This is a genomic window from Mesorhizobium sp. ISC25 (genome assembly GCF_042295465.1).
Lineage (GTDB): Bacteria > Pseudomonadota > Alphaproteobacteria > Rhizobiales > Rhizobiaceae > Mesorhizobium.
On the sequence record NZ_CP135441.1, the window covers coordinates 2895066 to 2918059 of the forward strand.

Consider the following 22994-nt stretch of genomic DNA (forward strand, 5'->3'; position numbering starts at 1 on the left):
TGACTTTGGCGGAGGTGACGGAGCGCATGAGTATCCAGGGCAAGCGCGGCCGCCCCAGCCGCCGCATTCGACTTGAGGAGATCGCGGCGCGTTGCGGCGTGTCGGTCAGCACCGCCTCTCGTGCGCTGAGCGGCGTCGGCGGCGTGAGGAACGAGCTTCGCACCAGGATCATCGAAACGGCGAAGTCGATGAACTATGCCATTCCCGCCTCGGTTGCCGGCCGCAAGGTCATCCTGGCCGCAAGCAGCGTGGCAATGGTGGACAGTGCCCGCAATCAGTTCACCTACCATGTCCTTGATGGGCTCAACGAGCGCGCCCGGTTGCTGGGCGTCGAACTGGTGACCCGGCCGGTTTCGGCGCCCGAGGACGAAATCGCGCTGCTGCGTGAATCCGAGCGCGACGACAGCGTCGCCGGCTGTCTGTTTCTGACGCTGGACGATGACGATGTGCTGACGCTGACAGCCGGATTCGCCAAGCCGATCGTGCTCGTCAACGGCGACGATCCCTCGATGCGCCATTCGAGCGTGACGCCCTGCAATCGCTCTGCCGCCATGCTTGCCGCGCAGCATCTGATGGGCCTCGGCCACCGCCGCATCCTGTTCCTGATGCGGCGTGGCCGGCGCACGATCGAGCGGCGCTACGAAGGTTGGCGCGACGCGCTGATCGCGGCCGGCATTGCCGGCTTCGACGACTTCGTGGTCGAGGTGCAGGACTGGCTGCCGGAACTTGCGAACAGGGCCGTGGCCGAGCGCATCGCGTCTCGTGGCCTCGATTTCACCGCCGTGCTGACGGCCGGCGACAGCTTGGCGTTTGGTGCCATCGCCGGCGTCCAGGAGGTCGGATATTCGGTGCCTGGCGATGTGTCCGTGGTCGGTATGGACGACTTGCCGCTCGCTGCCTTCTGCAACCCGCCGCTGACGGCGATGCACATTCCCATGCGCGAGATCGGATCGGCGGCGCTTAGCCTGCTGCTCGACGACATGGCCCATTCGGGGTCGCCGCCGCGTCGCGTCGAACTTGCCTGCAATCTCGTGGTGCGCCAGTCGACGGCTCCAGCCCGAAGCGGCGCCGGCGGTCATCAGCTGGCCTCTTGAGCGCGCGACTTGCCGCCAGCAAAGAGCAGCGGCAAACCCTCTTGCGTCTGCAGTTCAAGGACACGTCCAAGCAGGATCATATGGTCGCCAGCCGGGAAGCGGTCGGCGACGCTGCATTCGAACCGCGCCAGTGCGCGCGGCAGCAATGGCACGCCGTGCTCGCTCCACGACAGGTCAAGATCGGCAAAGTCCGTCCCGGACTTCGAAAAACGCCAGCACAGATCGATTTGATCTTCCGCCAACACGTGAATGGCGTAGTGCGCGGAATTGGCGAAGGCTTCGAACCGGCGCGAGTGGCGGCCGATAGACCAGAGCACCAGCGGCGGATCGAGCGACACGGATGAGAAGCTGTTGGCAGTGATTGCGACCGGGCCGTCGGCCGTGCCGGTGGTGACGACCGTGACGCCGGTGGCGAAACGTCCGAAGGCGTTGCGCAAAAGGCGTGGATCGCACACGACATGCTCCATCAGCGGCGCTCTCCCGTTCCCAATGGTGTCGCCGGGATCCGTTCCGGCACACGGCCATAGGCGTGCGGGAGCGAGCATGTCTTGAGCTGGGGCAGCACCTTGGTGCCGAAATGACGCGCTTCGTCGAGATGCGGGTAACCGGAAAAGATGAAAGCGCGGATCCCCATCTTCATATACGCTTCGATTTCCGACAGAACCTGATCGGTCGAGCCCACCAGCGCCGCGCCGCAGCCAGAGCGCGCCCGCCCGACGCCCGTCCACAGATGCGGCTCGACATAGCCTTCGGCATCGGCGATCTGGCGGTTCCTGGCCTGGTGCGATACGCCGAGCGATCGGGCGTCGAGCGCGCGCTCGCGGATCGCCCTGCCCTGCTCGTCGTCCAGCCTCGAAACCAGCTCCCGGGCATATTCCTTTGCCTCGGCCTCGGTATCGCGCACGATCATGTGGACGCGCAGGCCGTAGTCGAGCGTCCGCCCATGACGCTCGGCGCGCTCGTGGACGGCTCTCATGCGGCCGGCGAGCTCCTCCCTGGTTTCCGGCCACATCAGGTAGACGTCGCACTGTTCGGCGCAAAGCTCGAGCGCGTCGGGCGAATAACCGCCGAAATAGAGCAGCGGACCGCCATTTTGCTGATAGGGCTTCGCCGGTGCCGTCGAGAGCCCCTTGAAACGATAGACCTCGCCCTCGAAATCGATGCTGTCGCTGGTCCAGGCCTGGCGCAGTATCTGCACCACCTCGCGGGAACGCTGATAGCGGTAGGCGCTGTCAGCTGTCTCGCCCGGAAAGTCCGACGAAATAATGTTCACCGTCAGCCGGCCTTCCAGCATGTGGTCCAGCGTCGCAATCGTGCGCGCCAGCATGATCGGCTGCATCTCGCCGCAGCGCACAGCGGCGAGCAGATTGATCTTCGAGGTGATCGGCGCACAGCCGGCGACGAAGCTCAGCGTGTCCTGTCCGACCTGATAGGACGATGGACACAAGATGTTGCGGAAACCGAGTTCCTCGGACGTCTTCACGATCTGGGAGCAATGCGCCCAGCTCGAGCGCAGCGCGCCGTCCGGCACGCCGAGATACCGGTAGTCGTCCGAGCAGAGTGCGGCGAACCACGAGACTTCGGCAGCATCGAGATCCGGCGAGGTGATTGGGACGGTGCTCATTTCCACTCTTCAGAAAAGACGTCCGGGCCACTCTTCAATGACGTCCGGAGCTGCGAATAGGGCTTGCGTAGCATTCGTTTTGGTGTAGATCAATACTGTATCAATTTTGGAGCCAAACCCGAAACCGGAATGCGATTGGAACACGGGATGCATTTGACAAGGGCGGACCCCGGCCACCGATCCAGCCAGATGCGCGGGCCCTTGCCTGTGCACTTGCAGACCAGCGAAATGCTGATTCGCGAAATCGCGGCCGGACGGCTGGCCGACGGGGCGCGGCTGCCGCCCGAGCGCGAGATGGCCGCGAGCCTGGGGATTGCCGTCGGCACGCTCAGGCGGGCGCTTGCCGATTTGACCGAAAAGGGGCTTCTCGATCGCATCCAGGGCTCGGGTAACTATGTGCGGGCGCGCGGCGACTTGCTCGGGATCTATGCCTTCTTTCGCCTGGAGCGTATCGGCGGTGGCGGCCTGCCGAGCGCCGACGTGCTATCCATCGATCGACTGCCCAAGCCCGCCGACCTGCCGCAATTCGGCAGCGCCGGCGAAGCCCACCGTATACGCCGGCTACGGCGGCTCGACGGCGAGCCGGCCGCGGTCGAGGAAATCTGGCTCGACGCCAGCCGGGCCGAGCGGCTCAAGCGCGAGGATTTGTCGGAATCGCTCTATCTCCACTACCGGCTCGCGCTTGGCTTTTCGATCGTTCGCGCCGAAGACTATGTCGCCGTCGCGCCCGCGCCGGACTGGGTCCCGCTCGAGTTCAGGCCACCGCCGGGGACGGTCGTGGGTTTCATAGAACGTATCGCCTGGGCTGGCGACGGCGCCAGCGCGGAATATTCCCGCAGCTGGTTCGATCCGGGCGCGGCGCGGTACGTCACGCGTTTCAGATAGGCCGGAGGAAGTCGCAGCGTGACCAGATCATCGATCGGCTACGGCATCATCGGCTGCGGCATGATGGGCCGCGAGCACATCCGCAACATCGCCCTGTTGCCCGACGCGCATGTGGCAGCGATCTTCGAGCCGGACCCCGGCATGTTGGCAGCATCGCTGGCGACGGCGTCGGGCGCGCGATCGGCGGCGTCGATCGCCGAACTGCTGGCCATGGACGAGGTGGACTGCGTCTTGATTGCCAGCCCCAACCACCATCACCTCAGTCAGATGGAGGAGATCGCCGCACTTCGACCGCTGCCGGTGCTGGTGGAAAAACCGCCCTTCACCGAGGCCGCCGACGAGGGGCGGATCGCGGCGTTGAAAGCTCGGCTTCCGCTCGTCTGGGTGGCCATGGAATATCGCTATATGCCGCCCGTCGCCGCATTCGTCGAGCAGGCCCGCCACGCCACCGGCGGCATCCGCATGCTGACGGTCCGCGAGCACCGCTTCCCGTTTCTGACGAAGGTCGGCGACTGGAACCGGTTCAACCGCAACACCGGCGGCACGTTCGTCGAGAAGTGCTGCCACTTCTTCGATCTGATGCGGTTGATCCTCGGATCCGACCCCGTCCGCGTGATGGCGAGCGCTGGACAGGCCGTAAACCATCTCGACGAACGCTATGGCGGTGAGAGGCCGGATATCCTTGACCATGGCTATGTGCTGGCTGATTTCGCGAGCGGCGCGCGCGCCATGCTGGAACTGTGCATGTTTGCCGAGGGCAGCCGCTACCAGGAGGAACTCTGCGCTGTCGGCGGCGACGGAAAGATCGAATGTCTGGTGCCCGGACCAGGCCGTTTCTGGCCGACCCACCTTGGCCCTGCGCCAGTGCCCCAGTTGATCGTTAGTCCGCGCAATCCGCCTGGACCACGACTGCTGGAGATTCCCGTCGACCCCCGGCTGCTCGAGGCAGGCGACCATAACGGTTCGACCTATTTCGAGCACGCCCGCTTCACCGCTGCGGTGCGCGGACAGAGCAAGGTGGAAGTGACCTTGCAAGACGGCTGGTGGGCCGTCGTCATGGGTCTCGCCGCCCAGAGATCGGCCCGCGAAGGCCGCGCCATCGAACTCGCCGGTGAATTCGCGTTGCCGACCTAGGCCGACCACGCATTCACCGGACCACCGAGTCAGATGCGCCGACCAGTTTCGGCGTCGAACAGATGCGCACATGCGCGGTCGACCTCGATCCGCACTCCTTCGCCTTGCTTGAGCGCAAGCCTTTCTCGGAAAAGGCAGGAGATTTCTTCACCGGAGCAGTCGACCCTGGCGAAGATTTCCGAGCCGGTCGCCTCGAGAAGCGTGATCGTGCCCGGCACGCCCTGCCCGGTTGCCCGGATATGTTCCGGTCGAATGCCGTAGACGAGTTCGCGTCCCGCGGCATCCGCCGGCTGGGCGCCTTCCGGCAACGGCAGGATCAACCCGCCGGCGCTGCGGAACACGCCCTCCTCGATGCGGCCGGCAATGAAGTTCATGGCGGGCGAGCCGATAAAGCCGGCAACGAAGAGATTGGCCGGATGGTCGTAGAGATCCAGCGGCGCGCCGATCTGCTCGACCAGGCCGTCATGCAGCACGACGATCTTGTCGGCCATCGTCATGGCCTCGATCTGGTCGTGCGTGACATAGATCGTCGTCGTACCCAGCCGCTGGTGCAGGGCCTTGATTTCGCCGCGCATCTGGACGCGCAACTTGGCATCGAGGTTGGAGAGCGGCTCGTCGAACAGAAAAACCTGCGGGTCGCGTACGATCGCGCGGCCCATGGCGACGCGCTGGCGCTGGCCGCCGGAAAGCTGGCGCGGATAGCGGTCAAGCAGCTTTTCCAGGCCGAGAATGCCGGCTACCTTCCTGACACGGCCAGCGGTGTCGGCCGGGTCGGCTTTCTTGATCTTCAGGGCAAAGCCCATATTGTCGGCCACAGTCATATGCGGATAGAGCGCATAGTTCTGGAACACCATGGCGATGTTCCGGTCCCGCGCCCGCAGATTATTGACCATACGCTCGCCGATGGCGATCTTCCCGCCGGAGATCGTTTCAAGTCCCGCAATCATGCGCAGCAGCGTCGATTTTCCGCATCCCGACGGGCCGACCAGGATGACGAATTCGCCGTCGGCGATATCGACGCTGACGTCGTGAATGATCTTGGTGGCCCCGAAGGCCTTCTGCACGTTGTTGATCGTTACCGATGCCATTGGATCTTTCCTGGAAACGAGTGATGTCAGGGCGCGCCGTCAGCCGCCTTTGACGGCGCCGGCGGTCAGCCCCGCGACGATCTGCCTTTGCGCGAACATGGTCAGGATCAGCACCGGCAACGTCACCACCAGCGCCGCCGCGGCGAGCGGCCCCCAGCTGACCTGTTCGTAGGACAGCATGTTGTAGACGGCGACCGGGAGTGTGCGCGTCTCACGGCTGGCGAGCACCACGCCGAAGACGAAATTGTTCCACGAGAAGATCACGGACAGGATGAAGGCGACGACGATGCCCGGCTTGGCGATGGGCAGGGCAACCAGCCGGAAAACCTGCCAGGAGCTGGCGCCGTCGATGTTGGCCGCCTCTTCCAGTTCCATCGGCGTGGTCTCGAAATAGCCGATCATCACCCAGACCACGATCGGCACCGTCACCACCAGGTGGATGATGATCTGCGGCCAGAGCGTGCCGAGAATCCCGATCCATTGGAACAGCAGAAACAGCGGGATGAGATAGGATAGCCCAGGCGTCATGCGGGCGATCATGATGACGACCGCCGACCGTTCAGCCTTGAGCCGTGCGATGCCATAGCCGGCCGGCACGCCGATCAGCAGCGCCAGCAAGGTCGCCGTGCCAGTCACCAGAACCGAATTCCACAGATAGAGCAGGAAATTGTTCTCCTCGAACACCTTTACATAGTTCGACCAGGCGAAGCGTTCCGGGATCAGGATCGGCGGATAGGCACCGTTGTCGATCTCGAATTTCAGCGACAGCGAGATCATCCAAAGGAAGAACAGGATCGCCGGCGAGACGAAAACCAGGGCAGCGAAAAACAGACCGATCTGGTTGAGTAGCCGTGAACTCATCTATTTGCCCTCCGTATCGATCCACTGCGAGCGTTGGCGCAGCATCAGCAGCACGAAGGACAGGGCCACGATGACAATGAAGAACACCACGGCCATGGCCGAGCCGTAGCCGATATCGTAGTAGGAGAAGGCGGTGTTGTAGAGATAGATGTTGATGGTCTCCGACGCCGTGCCCGGGCCGCCCTGGGTCATCGCGTAGATGATGTCGAAACTCTTCAAGGCATCGATGGTGCGGATGATGACCGCGATCATCAGGAACGGCGCGATCATCGGCAGAGTGAGATAGCGGAATTGCTGCCAGGCATTGGCGCCGTCGATCTCGGCGCTTTCGAAGGGCTCGCGCGGCACCGAGGCCAGCCCGCCAAGCACGATCAGCATGACCAGCGGCGTCCACTGCCAGGTCTCGACCGCAACAAGCGACGGGATGACCGTGTTGGCATTGAATATCCATTCCTGAGCCGGGATGCCGACCAGCGACAGCAGGTAGTTGAGCACGCCGAGCTGAGGATGGAACATCATTGTCCAAACCAGTGCCACGGCAACGGGTGTCGCCATCATCGGCATGACGAAGACGCCGCGCAGCAAGCCGCGCAGCGGAAACCTGGCGTCGAAGATCAGGGCGGCCAGAGTGCCCAGCAGCATCGGCGCTGCAACCGAGAGGAAGGTGTAGGTCAATGTATGAACAAGGGATTCCCAGAACCGTGGGTCGCTGGCCAGGCGGAGATAGTTTTCCATCCCGGCAAAGCTCCGCGACTGGCCGAGCGTCCAGCGGTTGACGCTCATCCACAGGGTGAAAGCCCAGGGGAAGACGATGACGGCGCCGACGACGACGAGTGCGGGGACAACGAAAGGCCAGTAGTTGGGAGCCAGCCGGATCGTCTGGCTCCCGTCGATAACCGGCATCGTCACCCCGGCCTGTTCTGGGGTGGTGGCCGACATCAGCCCTGCTCGCTCCTGTCGAGAACCGGCTGGAACTGTTCGGTGGCCTTCTTCAGCTCCGCGGCGGGATCGGCGCCGGCAATCATGTTGGTCAACGCCACCCCAAAGATGTCGCGGAATTCCGTGACGGGGATGATGACCGGCAGCGCCAGCCGGCTGATATTGCCCGAGCCGACCACGGCATCGAGCCAGCTTGCTGGCATGGTGACACCTTCGCGCACCTTGGGATCCTCCAGCACGGATTTGCGGAACGGAACACCGGCGCCGGCCTGCAACAGCCGCGCGCCCATGGTTGGCGATACCGCCCACTGGCAGAACAGATAGGCGGCCTCCTTCTTCTCGCTGGCGGAGGTAACGCCAATCCCGTCGCCGAAGGTGCCCGAAGCATGCGCCTTGGGACCCTTGGGCATCACGCCATAACCGACCTTGCCGACCACCCTCGATTTTTCCGGATTTTCCATCGGCGGGGCAAAACCCACGCCGTCGAGCCACATGCCGATCTTGCCTTGCAGGAAGGCAGACTGTGCTTCGGCCCAATTGAACCCGGTAACGCCCGGAGGGGCGGACTTGGTCATCAATCTTTGATAGAGCGCGGCAGCCTCGATCGCCTCGGGAGCCTCGGTGCGCAGCTTGCCCTTGTCATCGAGCGGCGTCATGTCGTAGCCGAGCATCAGCGACGTCCACACCGGCGTGTTTGCGTTCTTGAGCCCTCGGGCGACGAAGCCGTATGTATTGGTCGACGGGTTGGTCAGCGCTTCGGCGGCGGCCACCAGTTGCTCGAAGGTCTCGGGGTATTTGAGGCCCTTGGCCTCGAACAGCTCCTTGTTCCAATAGAGGATCCAGTAGTCCACCGAGAAGGGTAGTGAGCGCAGCACGCCCTGGCCGTCCTTGGCAAACAGCATGCCGGCTTCGGCGAAGTCGCTTTCGACCAGCGCCGGATCGGTAAGCGACGGATCGGCGAGATAGCCGGCGATGTCGGCGAGCCAGCCACCCTTTTCGAACTGGCGCTTCTGCACGTGGTAGCTCAGATGCACGACGTCAAAGCTCGGCTTGCCCGAGCTCAACTCGATCACCGTCTTCTGGCGCTGCTGCTGCTCGGGTGTGGCCTCGGCATTGACCTTGATTCCGGTCAGTTCCTCGAACTCGGCGAGATATTTCAGGATGGTGTCGCTGCGCGGGCTTTTCACCAGATTGACGTCAAGCGTCGTCCCGGCAAAGCGTTTCCAGTCGACACCTGCGGCAAAGCCGGGGCGAAGCCCCACAAGGCCGGCAGCGGTGAGCGCCGCCGTTCCGGCAAGGAGTTGCCTCCTGGTTGGGTTGAACAGATTGGACGACATTTCTTCCTCCCGGTTGCTGTCGTTGTGGATGCGCCGCGAACCGCGGCGCGGCTATATTTCCTCAGATCTGGAGCGCCAGCCGGCGCGCATTGTCGATATGCAGACTGATCGCTTCAACCGCTTTTTGCGGATTGCGGCTCTCCATGGCTTCGATGACCGCCAAATGTTCGCGCATCACCGGCACCACACGACCGTCGATGCGGAAACGCTCCTGGTGGATCAGCCGGATTTTCACCGAGTTGACCAGATACGCCTTGGCGATAATCTCGTTGCCGAGCGCATTGATGAAAGTGTCGTGCATGGCCCAGTCGATGTTCTGGGCCTTGGCTTCCATTTCCGGCGTCGGCGCCTGCCCGAGAGCTTGCGCCAGCATCTCTTCATGTTCGCGCCGCATGCGGGCAAGTTCGGCGTCAGAAGCGCTGGTCGTGAATAGCGCCACTGCCTCGCGTTCCATGAACAACCGAAACTGAAACGCCTCGCGGATCAGATTGATATCGATATGCGCGATCTGCATGCCGCGCTGCGGGATGGTGGTCAGCAGTCCCTCAGCCTCGAGACGCGGGACGATCTCGCGAATGGCACCCAGCGGCAGCCCGGTGAAAGCGACCAGTTCGCGCTGTGACACGAACTGCCCCGGCCGCAGATCACGTGCTAGCAAATGCCGCGTGAAGCTGGCATAGGCTTTCTCCCGGAGAGTGATCGGTTCGCTGCCGTCTTCCACTTCAGCTCGCTTCCTTGTCGGTCAGCCCGGCCTTGTCGGTCAGGCGGCCTCTGTCGCAAACAGCCTGTCGTAGGCAGCGGCAAGCTGCCGCTGTCCTTGCGGATCGATCGCCTCCAGGGGCGGGCGGACCGCCAGCCAGCGCTCGTCGCCGGTCTTGCGCGCGACCATGACCTTCACCGCCGGCGTGACCGGGTATTTGAGCAATTCGAGCACGAAGTCCTCGACGCGTGAGTCGTCGCGGCCCTCTTCGACCATTGCGCGGATTTCGCCGGTAACAAAATTAGCCATGCCGGAAATCGCACCCTGTCCGCCACGGCGCACGCTTCTCGCCAGATGCCGTTCGTCGCCGATGAGGATCACCAGATCGCCGTGCGCTTCAAGCAGCGCCTCACTGTAGCTCCAGTCCCCGCCGGAATCCTTCACCCCGGCCACCACAGCGGGAAAAGCGGTGCGCAGCCGGCCGATCAGCCCAAGCGGAAGCGGCACCATGGTGACTGAGGGGATGTTATAGAGGAGCACGTCGCGCGCCAGCGGACCGAGTGCGGTGAAGACGGCGGAAAACCATCCGAACAGCCCGTCCTCGCCGACATTCTTGAAGTAGCTCGGCGGGGCGAGCAGAATGTTGCGAACGCCGCGCTGTAAAGCGTGCCGGGCCTGATCGGCGGCATCTTCGGCTGCATCGACCAGCACTCCGGCGACGAGCTGATGTGCCGGAATACCGGCCGCCAGCATGGCCTCGGTGACGATCCGCCGCTCGTCGGTGCCAACCGAGGCCCCTTCGCCAGTGGTGCCGAACAGCGTCGCGCTGCTGCAGCCGGCGCCAAGGCAGGCTCGGGCGTGCGCGATCATCGGCGCGAGCGCTATCTTCCCCGACGGGTCGAAGGGTGTGGTTAGGGCAACCGAAAGACCAAAGCGGGAAGCCAATGCGATCTCCGTTGAAATCAATGTGCACGTAGCGTTAGCATGCTAACATGTCAGATGTAAACTGGTGATCTTGCCAACTTGGCATCGCCCAACGGCGCTGCCGCGGCAGCGCCATCGCCGATCATTTCCCGCCGCTCGAACATCACCTATGCAGCTGTCCCCGAGCCTCTGCGGGATTGGCTGGACGAGGCAGCCTAAGCTCGATCACGTGGCGACGAGGTGGCCGTCGCCAACATCTTCGAGCTTGAGTTTCCGGGGCTTCTCACCGATGCGCCGCACAGCGCTTGGAATTTCGCCGTCCAAACGGGCGAACCGGGCGCGGCGCAGGCCCGGATCGGGAACCGGAACGGCTTCGATCAGCCGCTTTGTGTAAGGATGGCGCGGGTTGGAGAAGATCTGGTCGCGGGTGCCCATCTCGACGATCTGCCCCAGATACATTACCGCCACGCGATCGGAGATGTTCTCCACCACTGCCATGTCGTGCGAGATGAAGAGATATGCGACGCCGAATTCGCGCTGCAGCTCCTTGAGCAACCTTAACACGCGCGCCTGCACCGACACGTCGAGAGCAGAGACGCTTTCGTCGGCAATGATCAGCTTCGGTCGCAGCGCCAGCGCCCGTGCAATGCAGATTCGCTGGCGCTGCCCGCCGGAGAATTCGTGGGGGTAGCGCTCCATCTGGTCAGCGGAGAGGCCGACGCGTTCGAACAGGGCGGCGATCTGGGCATGCCGTTGCTCTCTGTCGCCGAGGCCGTGGATCAGCAGAGGCTCGGCGACGAGATCGCCTACTCGCATGCGCGGGTCGAGGGACGCGAAGGGATCCTGAAAGATCATCTGCACATTGCGGCGCACAGCCTTGCGCTCCTTGCGGCTGAGCGCCGACAAGTCGTGGCCGCCGATTGAAATGCTGCCGGTGTAGGGCACCAGCCCGGCGATCGCCTTGGCCGTCGTCGACTTGCCGCAGCCCGATTCGCCGACCAGCGACAGGGTTTCGTGCGGCGCGATCGAGAAACTGACGCCTTCGACCGCGTGCACCCTGCGGTCAACGCGGCCGAAGAAGCCGCCGTGCAGGTCGAAGCGGACGTGAAGATCGCTGACAGATACAAGCTCGGCCGGCATGTTGGTGGCATCTTGTCGGTCTTCGGCCGTCCGTCCGCCGCCGATGCGCGGCACGGCGGCCAGAAGCTCGCGTGTATAGTCGGCCTGCGGGCGATTGAAGATGTCAGCCGCGCTGCCCTGCTCGACCATCCGGCCGTCGCGCATGATGATGACGCGGTCCGCCATCTCGGCGACGACCCCCATGTCGTGCGTGATCAGGATAATACTGGTGCCATGCTCGCGCTGCAGGTCGCGCAGCAGCTCCAGCACCTCGCCCTGAACGGTGACGTCGAGGGCGGTCGTCGGTTCATCGGCGATCAGCACATCCGGGTTCAGGGCCAGAGCCATGGCAATCATCACGCGCTGGCGCATGCCGCCTGAGAGTTCGTGCGGATAGTGCTCGAGCCGCCGTTCGGCATCCGGAATTCGGACTGCCTTCAGCGCCTCGAGCGCCCTCAGCCGCGAGTTGGAGCGCGACAGCGATGTGTGGGCCTCGATCGCCTCCGTGAGCTGACGGCCGATGGAAAGAACCGGATTGAGCGATGTCATCGGTTCCTGAAAGATCATGGCAATGCGGTCGCCGCGGATGCGGCGCATACCGCTCTCGCTGAGAGCCGCGAGATCCTGATCGCCGAGCCGGATGGAGCCTGATCCGATGCGTGCCGCCGGCTGCGGCAGCAAGCCCATGATGGCCAGCGCCGTCATCGACTTGCCGGAACCGGACTCGCCGGCGATGCAAAGCGTTTCGCCGCGCATCAGGCTGAAGGTGAGGTCGGAAACGACGTCGCGCTCGCCCTCCTCGCCGCGCACGGCGACGCTCAGACCTGAGACGCTGAGTACCGGCCTGATGGAGCCACTCTCCGCGGCGGCCTGGGTGGATCGTTTGATGTCATCCACCTTCATTCAAAGACGCAGCGGGGGAAGTAGAAAGAAACCACCCAGTTGGGTATGTCGACGATCTCGCTGATGCGCAGGTCGCCGCAAACCGACACGAGCATATAGGCGTCTACCGGATCCATGCCGTAGCGGCTGGAGAGCAGGTCGATCATCTGGGAGACGGCGCTCCTGGCGCCGTCCATGAGATCCGGCCCGACACCGGTTGTCACCTCATAGCCCTTGGCGTCGAGATGTCGCGACACCGGACCGGGCGTTGTGAAACGCGGCGTCCGCAGCCGGGCATCCTTGACCAGATCGAGCGTCAGCACGGCGTTCATGGGGCTCTCGATCGCCGTGCCGCAGACCTCGCCGTCGCCTTGCGCGGCGTGCGTGTCGCCGACCGAGAACAACGCTCCCGCGACCTCTACGGGAAGGTAGAGCACCGTGCCGGCAGCAAGATCACGGATGTCCAGATTGCCGCCCACGCGCCGCGGCGGGACCACCGAATGCAGACCCGGCTCAGCCGGGGCATTGCCGATGGTGCCGGCGAAGGGCTTGAGCGGCACCCGGCCGCTCTTGCCGAAGAGCGCCGGTTCGAGCGAGGCGGCGTCGTACTTCCAGATATTCAATGCCGGTTGAGTGAAGTCATCCGCCAACAGACCGAATCCCGGGATATTCGCCGTCCAACCGAAGCCGGACGGCTTGAACGCCTCGATGGTGATTTTCAGGGCATCGCCCGGCTCTGCCCCGTCGACATAGATTGGCCCAGTAACCGGGTTCACCTTGGCGAAGTCGAGCAAAGCAACGTCGTCGACGGTGCTCTCCATCGTCAGCTGCCCGCCGGACGAGTCCAGGCACTGGAACTCGATGGTCGACCCTGGCGCGACCCGTTCGGCCGGGACAAAGGAATTGTCCCAGCCGAAATGATGGTGGCGCCCGTGGATGGTGTAGTCGCAGTTATTGCACATCGGTCACGTACACATTGTCGTAGTTGATCGGGATGTGGACCGGGTCGACATAGAGGTTGTCGGCACCACCCATGCGGGGTGATTTCATGGTGAAACGCTGCTCGTTGAACACCGGTGCCCAGGGCGCGTCTTCCATAATCTTGCGGTAGATCTCGCTCCACATCTTGGCTCGTTCGCCAGCCTTGGCCGGGTCGACGATGGAGTCGGCTTCGGCCGCCTTGGCGTCGAGCTCCTTGTTGCAATACCACGACCAGTTCCAGCCGCCCGGGACGGCACCAGCGCAGCCGAGGATCGGGCCGTAGAAGTTCGACGGATCGGGGAAGTCGGCGATCCAGGCCATGCCGCCGGACCAGATCATCGGCGCGCCGGTCTTGTCGCCGCCGGCGGCAATGACGTTGGCCTGCGCGAGCGACTGAATGCTGGCCTTGATGCCGACCGCCGCCAGATCCTGCTGAATGGCCTGCGCGATGCGCGGGTTGGGATCGGTGTTCATGGCAAACAGCTGCGTGTCAAATCCGTCGGGATGCCCTGCCTCGGCAAGCAAGGCCTTGGCCTTGGCCACGTCATAGGGATAGCCCTTGAATTCCTTGTCATAGCCAGGCATCGACGGCGGCAACGGCTGATTGGCCGGCACCGCACGGTTGTTGATCAGCTGGACGATGCGGTCCTTGTTGATCGCCATGTTGACCGCCTGCCGCACCTTCACATTGTCGAAGGGCGCCATGGTGGTATTCATGGTGACATAGCCGGTGTGCAATTGGCCGCCCTCGACGACACGGGCCTTCTGCTCGGGATCGGCCATCACCTCCTGGAATTTCGCCGGCGGAATGCCGTCGCCGGGAACGTCGATCTCGCCTTTCTGGAGCCGCAGCAGCGCCACGATCGGCTCCTGGCCGATCTCAAAGGTGATCTTGTCGAGATGCGGCAGGCCCTTGTGCCAGTAATCCGGGTTGCGCTCGAAGACCACGCGCTGGCCGAGCGTCCATTCGGCGAGCTTGAAGGCGCCGGTGCCGACCGGATGCTTGCCGAAGTCCGCGCCGTATTTTTCGACCTCTTCCTTCGGCACGACATGCGAGAAGTTGATCGCCATGACATGCAGGAAGGTGGCGTCGGGCCGGGTCAGCTCGAACTTGATGGTGTAGGGATCGACGACGGTTATGCCCGCCAGGCTTTCCGCCTTGCCGGCAGCGACATCGTCATAGCCTTTGATCGAGCCGAAGAAGCCGGCACCCGGGCTCTGTGTCTTTGGATTGGTGACCCGGTCGAGCGAATATTTCACGTCGTCGGCGGTCATCTCGCGGCCATTGTGGAACTTCACTCCATGGCGCAGCTTGAAGGTGAAGGTCTTGCCGTCAGGCGCAATCTCGTAGCTCTCGGCAAGGTCGGGCCGCAGGTTGGTGGTGCCCGGCGCGTAGTCCATCAGCCCGTCGAACAGGCTCTTGATCATCGACCAGTTCTGCCAGTCATAGCCGATGGCTGGATCGAGCGTGGCGACGTCGTCCTTGTAGGTGATGGTGATCGCGCCGCCCTGCTTAGCATTCGGATCGACGGCGTCTTCGGCGCGTACGCTTGTCATGCCAAGCACCAGCGCAAGCGCCGATGCCGCCACGGTCGATATCAGATATTTTCTCATGTCATGTTCCCTTTCTCTGGTTTTCTTGGTTTCATCTGAGCTTGATGCGTGGATCGATGAACGGTGCGACAGTGTCGGCCAGGAGATTGCCGAGCACGATGGCAAAGGCCGAAACCAGAGTGACCCCCATGATGATGGGAATGTCGATGCGCTGTATGGCCTGCCAGGCTAGCTGGCCAATGCCTGGCCAGCCGAACACGCTTTCGACAACCACGATGCCGCCCATGAAGATGCCGATGTCGATGCCGATCATGGCGATGACCGGCAGGATGGCGTTGGGCAGCGCGTGGCGGAAGATAATGGCGCTGCGTGCAAGACCCTTGGCACGCGCGGTACGCACGTAATCCTGGCGCAGCACGTCGATCATCGACGAGCGCATCATGCGGGCGTACCAGCCTGCGCCGAGAATTCCCATGGTCAGCGACGGCAGCACCAGATGGCGCCAAGTGCCGTAACCGCCGATCGGGAACCAGCCGAGCCGCACCGCGAACACATAAAGCAGCAGCAGGCCGACGACGAATTGCGGCGCCGAGACGCCGACGAAGGAGGCGACCATCAGCGACTGGTCGGTGGCGGTGCCACGCTTGACGGCGGCGATGAGGCCCATCGTCAGCCCGATCACGACTTCGCAAGCAATGGCGCCGACCATCAGCAGCAGGGTTGCCGGCAGCCGCGAGACGATAAGCTCCGTGACCTCCGAGCGCTGAATGTAGGAGCGTCCCAGATCGCCGCTGAGCAGGCTGGTCAGGTAGTGCCAGTACTGGACGACAAAGGGCTGGTCGAGGCCGAGCTGCCGGCGGATGTTCTCGACCGTCTCGGGCGTCGCGCTGCGGCCGGCGATCTGGCGGACAGGATCGGCAGGCAGCAGATAGAGCAGCGCAAAGGTGATCAGGGAGACGCCGAGCAAGATGAGCACGGACTGGACAACGCGCCGGCCGAGATAGGCGATCATGCCCGCCCCCTTTGCGTGGGATCGAGGATGTCGCGCAGCGCATCGCCGACCAGGTTAAAGGCTAGCGCCAGCGCCAGGATCGCCGCACCCGGAAAGAAAACCAGCCAGGGCGCTGCCTGAAAATAGGTTTGGTTTTCGAAGATGATGTTGCCCCAGGAAGCAGTCGGCGGTTGCACGCCGATGCCGAGATAGCTGAGCGTCGCTTCCAGAAGCACAGTGGTCGAGATGCCGAGCGTGCCCCAGACGATGATCGTCGGCAAAAGGTGCGGCAGGATGTGACGAAACAGGATGCGTGGGGCGCTTGCGCCGATGGTGCGCTCGGCATCGATGAACTCGCGCTCGGCGAGCGAACTTGTCTCGGTGTAGATGACGCGGGCGGTCTGCACCCAGTTCACCAGTGCAATCACCATGGCGACGATCCACAGGCTCGGCTGGAGCACCGCCGCCAGGCAGATGGCGAGCAGCAGCGCCGGGAAAGCCATCATCAAATCGGTGAAGCGCATAAGCGCGCTGCCGATCCAGCCGCGGAAATAGCCGGCCGTGATGCCGACCAGCGTGCCGATCAGAAGCGCCACGCCATTGGCGACGATGCCGATGATCAGCGACGTGCGCGCGCCGAAGAGGAGACGGGTCAGCAGGTCGCGGCCAAGCAGGTCGGTGCCCAGCCAGAACTGGGCCCCCGGCGGCAGTGGCGCGCCTTCAAGCGTGAGCCCGTCGAACATCTGCTCGTTCGGATCGTAGCCTGTCAGCCACGGTGCAAGAATGGCGCCGGCCAAGACAACGGCAATAATCCCGAGGCCGAGCAAAGCGAGAGGCCGTTTTAGCAGACGTCGCCAGACGCCGGCGCGAGGCTTGGCTGGCATACGCCCGGCGGCTGAAAGCTCAGGCGCGATCGGATTGGTCATCGCCGCCTTCTTCTTGTGTCATCGCCACGATCCTGCGCGCGGCGTCCTCGACGCTGATTTGCCAGCTCATCGCCAGCGAGCGGAGCTGCGCATACGCACGGCCGTCCTCGGCGCCCTTCGACAAGACCTCCACCGCGCGTACAATGGTCTGGCGCTCCGCGACCCGCTGACGAAGCGAGGCGATCTCGCTGGCCAGAAGCTTGCGCGCCTCGAAACTCTGCCTTGCGATCAAAAGCGCGCTATAGACGCCGGCATTGCCGACCGGTTTCAGCAATTGGGCATCGGCCTTGTGCGACAGTGCCCATTCGACACGCCCCGGCGCCTCGGAGCCGATCAGCGCTATCAGCGGCATCGGTGCCTCACCCGGCTTCCACGGAAATTGCTCGTCAAAGCCGAGGTCGACGTCGAAGAAAACGAAATCCGCCGCCAAGGCTTCGGCCGGCAGTTCCGGCCAGAAGCCAATCGCCTCAAGGCCGATGGCCGACAATTGCCTTGTGATCGCCTGCACGGTCGGATGTGGACGATGCAGGACAAAAGCCCTGGCGCCTCCAAGGTTGGGGATACGCGCCATCTTGCTCACGACACCACCCGCAGGCGTGGCCGCCCGAACGTCTCCGTCCGGTCATAGCGGGAAAGGTAGGGATCGGGTGCCACGCCCTTCGTCAGCGTGACCGTTTTGACGATGTTCCATCGATACGTCCAATCTGCACCGGCAAGGTAGCGTGCTGGGTTTGCGGGTCGATGGCGATGTCGCCCAGCGGTGTTCGAAATGATGTTCCGGTAAAGACCTTGGGAAGGTCCGTCCATTGTGCACCGGGATTGCGGGTGAGGATCTCGGCGAGCGTGCGCACCGAGGCATAAGCCGCCGCCTCGAAGGATGAGGCAGGCATGACGGAAGACACTGAAGCCGCTCCGCGATCCGCCCCCGAGATGTCGTGAAAATAGGGCCCAACGGAAAGATGGCCATCGCCTGCCCCGTTGAGCGCCGGCAATTCGCATTCCGTGAGATTGCAGGACAGGATCGGGCAACGCTCCGGCCTGAAATGCGGGTCGCGCCGGCCAAGCTCGGCATAGGCGGCGATAAACGCATAGGAAGAAGGGCCGATGAGATTGTTCAGAATGAAATCAGGTTTCGTCGCCTGTATCTCCGCGATCAGCCGCGCAACATCGACCTCGCCGAGCGGCAGGTAGCGTTCGCCCAGCACCTTGCCGCCGGCGTCCGCAATCAGGTCGCGCGCCACGCGGTTGGTCTCCCAACCCCAGATGTAGTTGGAACCGAGCAGGAAGCCGTCGGCGCCGAAGCGAGGCACGACATAGGCAAGCAGCGGTACGAGATGCTGATTGGGGCAGGCGTGCGTGTAGACGACATGCTCGTTGGCTTCGAAGCCCTCGTACGGGCAGGCGTACCACAGCGTGCCGCCTGCCCTTTCCAGGATTGGAATGACCTCCTTGCGGCTCCACGAGGTGACGCAGCCAATGATGTGACGCGCGCCGCTGTTGGCGAGAATGTCCGCGCAGCCGCTTGCATACCGATCGATGTTGCCCTGCGGGTCGCGCTCGACCGGGATGAATTCGAATGGGATAGCGGGATCGGCGTTGACGTCGGCGATGGCGTTCATCGCACCCGCACGGCAGGATTCGGACACCAGCCGGTAGTTGCCGGACCGCGAATAGAGAATGCCGATCTCGATATGCCGTTTCAAGCAAAGCCTCAAAATGACAATGCCCCGCAGCCACCGCCGCAAGGCGAGGCATACGAGGCATTCTTGCCGCCCGGCGGCCAGAGCCGGTATTTGTCCTCACCGTATTACGCCGGCGCCCCCAGTCAAGAGCCGCCACACGAAACTTTGGCCAGCCGAAACGGTTCGACGTGGAGCACGCAACTCATGCCGCTGGTCGTGTAGAGTCCGCCAGCAACCAAAATTGCTGATGTCCAGGTATGAGGCCGGACAACCTGGTTCGCTACCATTCAAAGCAACGACTTTAATATCGGTTTACCTGAATCTGCTAGCAGCAATGACGCCGGTTTTTCGTCGGTCAAGCAAAGGGTTCCACCTTGCCGCAGCAATTCAGCACTCCGTTCGGTCACCGGGGCGATCGCAACTGGTCGAGGTTGCACGGCTTCATGGGCCTCGAGTTGGAACTCGCGTCCGATGGTCTCGTGCCTCGCGTCGCCTTGGCCCGGAAGCTCGGTGGACGGGACTTTGGTGGCGGGAGCCGGGCTTGAGCGTCATTCGCGCCTTGCAAGGCGCCGACCTCCCGGCAGTTGCGAACATGTTTCAGCGCGTGCTGTTGAAGGAAAGGACCGAAGCGCCGGCTTCCCTCGTAGAATACATGAAACGGTTTTATCTGGATGCGCCCGGTTGCGGAGACGACCTCCGGTCGCTTGTCCACGTCAACAACGCCGGTCGCGTCTCCGGATTTGTTGGTGTCCACGTGCTGCCGATGACGTTCAACGGCCGACAACTACGCGCCGCCATCTGTAGCTCGCTCATGGTCGAGGACCATGAGCACGATCCGCTGGCCGGCGCCCGCTTGCTGAAAGCTTACCTGGATGGTCCGCAGGACATCTCCTTCAGCGAGACGGCCAACGATATCTCCGTGAAATTGTGGACCCGGCTGCGCGGCGTGGTCCTGCCGCAATACAGCCTTGACTGGGTCCGCGTGATGCGACCGGCGGCCTTCATGCTCAGCCTTTCCGCCAATCGCATGGCGCTCGCCCGAATGCTAAATCCGTTGGCGCGTGCCGTCGACCGATTTTATTGCAGCAGGATGACATCCCGCGAACGACGCTGGTCGGGTGTGGCGGTGGATGGGGCAGGCCACGGAGCATTTCGTACATCCGAAATCGACAGCCACGCATTCGCCAAGCTCATCGAGCCGTTTACCGCTCAATTCACCCTGCGGCCGGACTGGACGGAAGACCAACTCGACCACATCCTGACCGATGCGGCACAAAAGCCGGATCTGGGCGAGCTTGTCTACGTTTGTGTGACATCGCCGGTCGGCACCAATGTTGGCGCTTTCGCCTATTACGCACGGAAGTATGAAATTGGTCGCGTGCTGCAGATCCTCGCCCTCCCCGGCCAGGCGGGCTCCGTGATAGATTGCCTGATCGATCATGCCGCCGCGCGCGGCGTCAGCGGCCTGCGCGGACGTATTCAACCTGCACTTCTAGAGGCGATGCTTGGACGACGCATCGCTTTCCTGACCGTTGCCTCAACGGTGGTGCATTCACGCGATCCAGAGCTTTTGGACGCCATGAAGAACTCGCACGTCTTCCTGAATGGGCTTGCGGGCGAGCAGTGGAGCCGGCTGATCGGCAGCCGTTTCAGTTAAAGCCGGACGCATTCAAATCGAACCGTGCACACCGCTTTACCTGTTTGTCAGGTACCGATTTCCTCTACGTCATCAACGAGTTGCGGACGCTGGTGAAGATAGCGGGTCGCCTTGCGTTTGGCGATGATATCGGCCCAGACGCGTTCCACTTGTGTGGCGGCCAACCCCGCCGCCTGCCCCACCACCTCAGCCGCCACGCCGTTGTTGAGACCGTAAAGGCAAAGATCCATACGGTCATAAGGAAGCGAGAAGTAGAACTCCTCCTGGGTCTGCGCCAGCGAGTAGGTATCGGTTGTCGGAGGCCGGTTCAGGATTTCCTCCGGAACGTCGAGATGGGCCGCCAGCGCATAGACCTGCGTTTTGTAGAGGTGGGCGATCGGCTTGACGTCCGCGGCGCCGTCACCGTTCTTCACGAAGAAACCCTGATCGTATTCCAGCCGGTTCGGCGTTCCAAGAACGGCGAAGTTCAAGCGATCGGCATGATAGTATTCAATCTGCTTGCGGGTGCGTTGTTTCATATTGGTAGCGGCGACGACGCCGAGATAGACAGGCAGCGGCATTCTCAGTTTCGTCTGCTTGCCTTCCGGATCCTGCACCACCAGGGATGAGATATTGTAATCCCCGCCCTCAAGGACGTTCGCGATCACGATCTTCGAGGCCCAGCCTTCGCCGTATTCCGGGACCAATTCGCGGATGAAGGCGTCGCGACGCTTGTAGCACCCCATTGCGCGCAGGATCGGCCCGATATCCTCCGTCACAGCCTCGACACCAAAAGTTTCGGCGACGAGTCGGCCGAGCCGCAGACTTTCAGGATCGGAATCGCTTTCCGGCATGAACAGGCAAAGCACATTCTTGGGGCCGACGGCTCGTGCCGCCAACGCGACCGAGACGCTCGAATCGATCCCGCCCGAAAGACCGAGCACAAGGCCCCGCTTGCGAAGCCCGCGCAACTGCTGGCGCAAGGCCGTTACGATACGGTCCGTTTCGGTGATCAGGTCGATTGCCAGAGCCTGCGCCAGAAAGGTCCGCGCATCCTCGGTGGGGCGAACATTCATTGCGCGGCCTCCATGGTTTCTGCCGCAAGCCGACGGCTGACCTTGCCGGTATCGGTCTTCGGCAGCTCGCCGCGGAACTCGATGACCTTGGGGACCATGAAGTCCTCAAGGTGGCGTGCACAGTGACGTATGATGTCCTTTTCGCTAAGCGCCGGGTCGGACCGTACGATAACTGCCCCGATCGCATGCCCGAGAACGGGATCCGGCACACCGACAACCACCGCTTCGGCAATGCCCGGATGAGCATGAAGCACGGCTTCCACTTCCTTGGGCGCCACCTTCTCTCCCCGCGACTTTATGATGTCGTCCTTGCGGCCGACGAAATAAAGAAAGCCTTCCTCATCGGCCCTGAACAGATCGCCGGTGTAGAGAACTTTCTCCCAAGGGTTCGGACCCGGGCGCAGGGCTCGTGCCGTCGCAGCTTCGTTTCGCCAATAACCCTGCATGACGTGCGGCCCGCGAATGACCAGCTCACCTGCTACGCCCGGCGACACCCGTTGCCCGTGGTCGTCGACGACAAAGGCTTCGGTGTTCGGAATGGCTATTCCGACCGAGCCCGGCCGGCGGTCGAGCTCCTCGGGCGGCAGATAGGTGCAGCGCTTGCATTCCGTCAGGCCATACATCGAATAGAGCCTGACACCGGGGAAAAGGAACCGAAGGCGTTCTATGTGAGGCGGCGGCAAGGCAGCCGCCGTGTTGGAAATATAGCGAAGGCTGGGCAGGAAGCCAGGCGCCAGGTCCCTCATCTGCAGGATCATCGCTGCCATCGTGGGCACGAGCGGAAGCCCGGTGACGCCTTCCTGGCGGATGCGTTCAAATATCGCCTGGGGAAAAGCGAAGGACTTCTCGAGCACGAGCGTGGCGCCGAGCCTGACAGCCATCAGCAGCTGATAGAGGCCGTAGTCGAAAGCGAGCGGCAGAACATTCAAGATGATGTCGTCTGGCGAGTTGCGCAGATAAGTGGTGATGGAGTTGGCCGCCGCGTCGCAATTGCGGTGCGTCATCATCACGCCCTTAGGCCGGCCGGTCGAGCCCGAGGTGTAGATCAACATCGCAAGATCGACGTCAATGCCGCGATGGTCAATCTCCCTGGCTTGGAACGTCAAGCAATCCGCCAGCGATGTGGCACCTGCCGGGCATTGATTATCGGCAGAAACGGTGGAAGCCACGAAGATGCCGGTCTTGCCGGAGGATCCGGACGCCTCGGCGACCACGGGCATCAATTTTGCTTGCGTGAGGATCGCAGCGGCATCGCAATCGGCGATGATGTAGGCCAGCTTTTCGGCCTTGGTGGATGCGTTGATCGGACTGAAAGTCGCGCCTGCTTTAAGAACCGCGAAAATCGAAACCGCAGCCTCCCAGCAATTGTCCATGAAGATCAGCACCCGGTCGTCGCGCCTGACGCCATTCATAAAAAGGGCGGCGGCCAGGCGGCTCGAGAGATCGTCCAGCTCTTCGTAGCACAGCCTTTTGTGCTCGGTGATCAATGCCGTTTTGGCTGGATGGGCAGCGGCTTTCGCCGTCAGAAAATGTTCGATCCGCACGGACGCTCCTCGCCGAT

At 62.9% G+C, this 22994-nt stretch carries 21 protein-coding genes; 4 read left to right on the forward strand and 17 right to left on the reverse strand.

Annotation, left to right across the window (positions count from 1 at the left end; translation table 11 throughout):
• Positions 1–26 precede the first annotated feature (26 nt).
• Positions 27–1094 carry a LacI family DNA-binding transcriptional regulator gene (locus tag RQ479_RS14500; protein ID WP_376705606.1) on the forward strand — a complete coding sequence of 356 codons (1068 nt, stop codon included), beginning with the start codon at positions 27–29 and terminating at the stop codon, positions 1092–1094.
• Here RQ479_RS14500 and RQ479_RS14505 read toward each other — a convergent pair.
• Complete coding sequence (locus tag RQ479_RS14505) at positions 1079–1561, reverse strand: flavin reductase family protein (protein ID WP_023674185.1); 483 nt, start codon at positions 1559–1561, stop codon at positions 1079–1081. The two genes, RQ479_RS14500 and RQ479_RS14505, sit on opposite strands and share 16 nt — an antisense overlap.
• Entirely contained in the window at positions 1561–2718 is a 1158-nt protein-coding gene (locus RQ479_RS14510; RefSeq protein ID WP_376705607.1) for an LLM class flavin-dependent oxidoreductase, read from the reverse strand. Before RQ479_RS14510 ends, RQ479_RS14505 begins: the two co-directional genes overlap by 1 nt.
• Positions 2719–2946: 228 nt before the next feature.
• Here RQ479_RS14510 and RQ479_RS14515 point away from each other — a divergent pair, with 228 nt between their 5' ends.
• On the forward strand, positions 2947–3603 hold the full coding sequence (locus RQ479_RS14515; RefSeq protein WP_376705608.1) for a GntR family transcriptional regulator: 657 nt from the start codon (positions 2947–2949) through the stop codon (positions 3601–3603).
• A 60-nt stretch (positions 3604–3663) separates the two neighbouring features.
• On the forward strand, positions 3664–4737 hold the full coding sequence (locus RQ479_RS14520; protein ID WP_376705944.1) for a Gfo/Idh/MocA family protein: 1074 nt from the start codon (positions 3664–3666) through the stop codon (positions 4735–4737).
• Positions 4738–4766: 29 nt separating this feature from the next.
• On the opposite strand, the gene RQ479_RS14525 is transcribed toward RQ479_RS14520, so the two are convergent.
• The 13 genes from RQ479_RS14525 to RQ479_RS14585 form a co-directional block, all read right to left on the reverse strand.
• Positions 4767–5825, reverse strand: a complete 1059-nt coding sequence (locus RQ479_RS14525; protein ID WP_376705609.1) for an ABC transporter ATP-binding protein — start codon at positions 5823–5825, stop codon at positions 4767–4769.
• Between the two features lie 39 nt (positions 5826–5864).
• Positions 5865–6686, reverse strand: coding sequence for a carbohydrate ABC transporter permease (locus RQ479_RS14530; protein WP_023674179.1), 822 nt, complete (start codon positions 6684–6686; stop codon positions 5865–5867).
• Complete coding sequence (locus tag RQ479_RS14535; protein ID WP_245274609.1) at positions 6687–7589, reverse strand: carbohydrate ABC transporter permease; 903 nt, start codon at positions 7587–7589, stop codon at positions 6687–6689. It lies immediately after the preceding gene.
• A 35-nt stretch (positions 7590–7624) separates the two neighbouring features.
• The gene (locus RQ479_RS14540) at positions 7625–8962 is read right to left on the reverse strand and encodes an extracellular solute-binding protein (protein WP_352463922.1); all 1338 of its coding nucleotides are present in this window, start codon (positions 8960–8962) and stop codon (positions 7625–7627) included.
• Positions 8963–9023: 61 nt separating this feature from the next.
• On the reverse strand, positions 9024–9683 hold the full coding sequence (locus RQ479_RS14545) for a GntR family transcriptional regulator (RefSeq protein WP_023674176.1): 660 nt from the start codon (positions 9681–9683) through the stop codon (positions 9024–9026).
• A 39-nt stretch (positions 9684–9722) separates the two neighbouring features.
• The gene (locus RQ479_RS14550; RefSeq protein ID WP_376705610.1) at positions 9723–10607 is read right to left on the reverse strand and encodes a dihydrodipicolinate synthase family protein; all 885 of its coding nucleotides are present in this window, start codon (positions 10605–10607) and stop codon (positions 9723–9725) included.
• Positions 10608–10811: 204 nt separating this feature from the next.
• Positions 10812–12593 (reverse strand): dipeptide ABC transporter ATP-binding protein, encoded by a 1782-nt coding sequence (locus tag RQ479_RS14555; RefSeq protein WP_376705945.1) that lies wholly within the window; start codon positions 12591–12593, stop codon positions 10812–10814.
• 11 nt (positions 12594–12604) lie between these two features.
• Positions 12605–13549, reverse strand: coding sequence for an acetamidase/formamidase family protein (locus tag RQ479_RS14560; protein ID WP_376705611.1), 945 nt, complete (start codon positions 13547–13549; stop codon positions 12605–12607).
• Complete coding sequence (locus RQ479_RS14565) at positions 13539–15182, reverse strand: ABC transporter substrate-binding protein (RefSeq protein ID WP_376705612.1); 1644 nt, start codon at positions 15180–15182, stop codon at positions 13539–13541. Before RQ479_RS14565 ends, RQ479_RS14560 begins: the two co-directional genes overlap by 11 nt.
• A 31-nt stretch (positions 15183–15213) precedes the next feature.
• On the reverse strand, positions 15214–16134 hold the full coding sequence (locus RQ479_RS14570; RefSeq protein ID WP_376705613.1) for an ABC transporter permease: 921 nt from the start codon (positions 16132–16134) through the stop codon (positions 15214–15216).
• Positions 16131–16997, reverse strand: coding sequence for an ABC transporter permease (locus RQ479_RS14575; protein ID WP_376705946.1), 867 nt, complete (start codon positions 16995–16997; stop codon positions 16131–16133). The genes RQ479_RS14570 and RQ479_RS14575 overlap by 4 nt, the downstream gene beginning before the upstream one ends.
• Positions 16998–17016: 19 nt before the next feature.
• Positions 17017–17619, reverse strand: a complete 603-nt coding sequence (locus tag RQ479_RS14580) for an ANTAR domain-containing response regulator (protein ID WP_376705614.1) — start codon at positions 17617–17619, stop codon at positions 17017–17019.
• 82 nt (positions 17620–17701) lie between these two features.
• A complete protein-coding gene (locus RQ479_RS14585; protein WP_376705615.1) occupies positions 17702–18742 on the reverse strand; it encodes a transporter substrate-binding protein in 1041 nt (346 codons plus the stop codon).
• Positions 18743–19262: 520 nt separating this feature from the next.
• Here RQ479_RS14585 and RQ479_RS14590 point away from each other — a divergent pair.
• Positions 19263–20378, forward strand: a complete 1116-nt coding sequence (locus RQ479_RS14590; RefSeq protein ID WP_376705616.1) for a hypothetical protein — start codon at positions 19263–19265, stop codon at positions 20376–20378.
• 47 nt (positions 20379–20425) lie between these two features.
• On the opposite strand, the gene nadE is transcribed toward RQ479_RS14590, so the two are convergent.
• Together nadE and RQ479_RS14600 are read right to left on the reverse strand one after the other, a co-directional pair.
• The gene (gene nadE / locus RQ479_RS14595; protein ID WP_376705617.1) at positions 20426–21433 is read right to left on the reverse strand and encodes an NAD(+) synthase; all 1008 of its coding nucleotides are present in this window, start codon (positions 21431–21433) and stop codon (positions 20426–20428) included.
• Positions 21430–22977, reverse strand: a complete 1548-nt coding sequence (locus tag RQ479_RS14600; protein WP_376705618.1) for a class I adenylate-forming enzyme family protein — start codon at positions 22975–22977, stop codon at positions 21430–21432. The genes nadE and RQ479_RS14600 overlap by 4 nt, the downstream gene beginning before the upstream one ends.
• Positions 22978–22994: the final 17 nt, after the last annotated feature.

What these genes read in the sequence shown, in the direction of transcription:
- RQ479_RS14500 (WP_376705606.1), top strand. Translation starts at nt 27, where the DNA reads ATGAGTATCCAGGGCAAGCGCGGCCGCCCCAGCCGCCGCATTCGACTT.
- RQ479_RS14505 (WP_023674185.1), bottom strand. Translation starts at nt 1,561, where the DNA reads ATGGAGCATGTCGTGTGCGATCCACGCCTTTTGCGCAACGCCTTCGGA.
- RQ479_RS14510 (WP_376705607.1), bottom strand. Translation starts at nt 2,718, where the DNA reads ATGAGCACCGTCCCAATCACCTCGCCGGATCTCGATGCTGCCGAAGTC.
- RQ479_RS14515 (WP_376705608.1), top strand. Translation starts at nt 2,947, where the DNA reads ATGCTGATTCGCGAAATCGCGGCCGGACGGCTGGCCGACGGGGCGCGG.
- RQ479_RS14520 (WP_376705944.1), top strand. Translation starts at nt 3,664, where the DNA reads ATGATGGGCCGCGAGCACATCCGCAACATCGCCCTGTTGCCCGACGCG.
- RQ479_RS14525 (WP_376705609.1), bottom strand. Translation starts at nt 5,825, where the DNA reads ATGGCATCGGTAACGATCAACAACGTGCAGAAGGCCTTCGGGGCCACC.
- RQ479_RS14530 (WP_023674179.1), bottom strand. Translation starts at nt 6,686, where the DNA reads ATGAGTTCACGGCTACTCAACCAGATCGGTCTGTTTTTCGCTGCCCTG.
- RQ479_RS14535 (WP_245274609.1), bottom strand. Translation starts at nt 7,589, where the DNA reads ATGCCGGTTATCGACGGGAGCCAGACGATCCGGCTGGCTCCCAACTAC.
- RQ479_RS14540 (WP_352463922.1), bottom strand. Translation starts at nt 8,962, where the DNA reads ATGTCGTCCAATCTGTTCAACCCAACCAGGAGGCAACTCCTTGCCGGA.
- RQ479_RS14560 (WP_376705611.1), bottom strand. Translation starts at nt 13,549, where the DNA reads ATGTGCAATAACTGCGACTACACCATCCACGGGCGCCACCATCATTTC.
- RQ479_RS14565 (WP_376705612.1), bottom strand. Translation starts at nt 15,182, where the DNA reads ATGAGAAAATATCTGATATCGACCGTGGCGGCATCGGCGCTTGCGCTG.
- RQ479_RS14570 (WP_376705613.1), bottom strand. Translation starts at nt 16,134, where the DNA reads ATGATCGCCTATCTCGGCCGGCGCGTTGTCCAGTCCGTGCTCATCTTG.
- RQ479_RS14575 (WP_376705946.1), bottom strand. Translation starts at nt 16,997, where the DNA reads ATGCCAGCCAAGCCTCGCGCCGGCGTCTGGCGACGTCTGCTAAAACGG.
- nadE (WP_376705617.1), bottom strand. Translation starts at nt 21,433, where the DNA reads ATGAATGTTCGCCCCACCGAGGATGCGCGGACCTTTCTGGCGCAGGCT.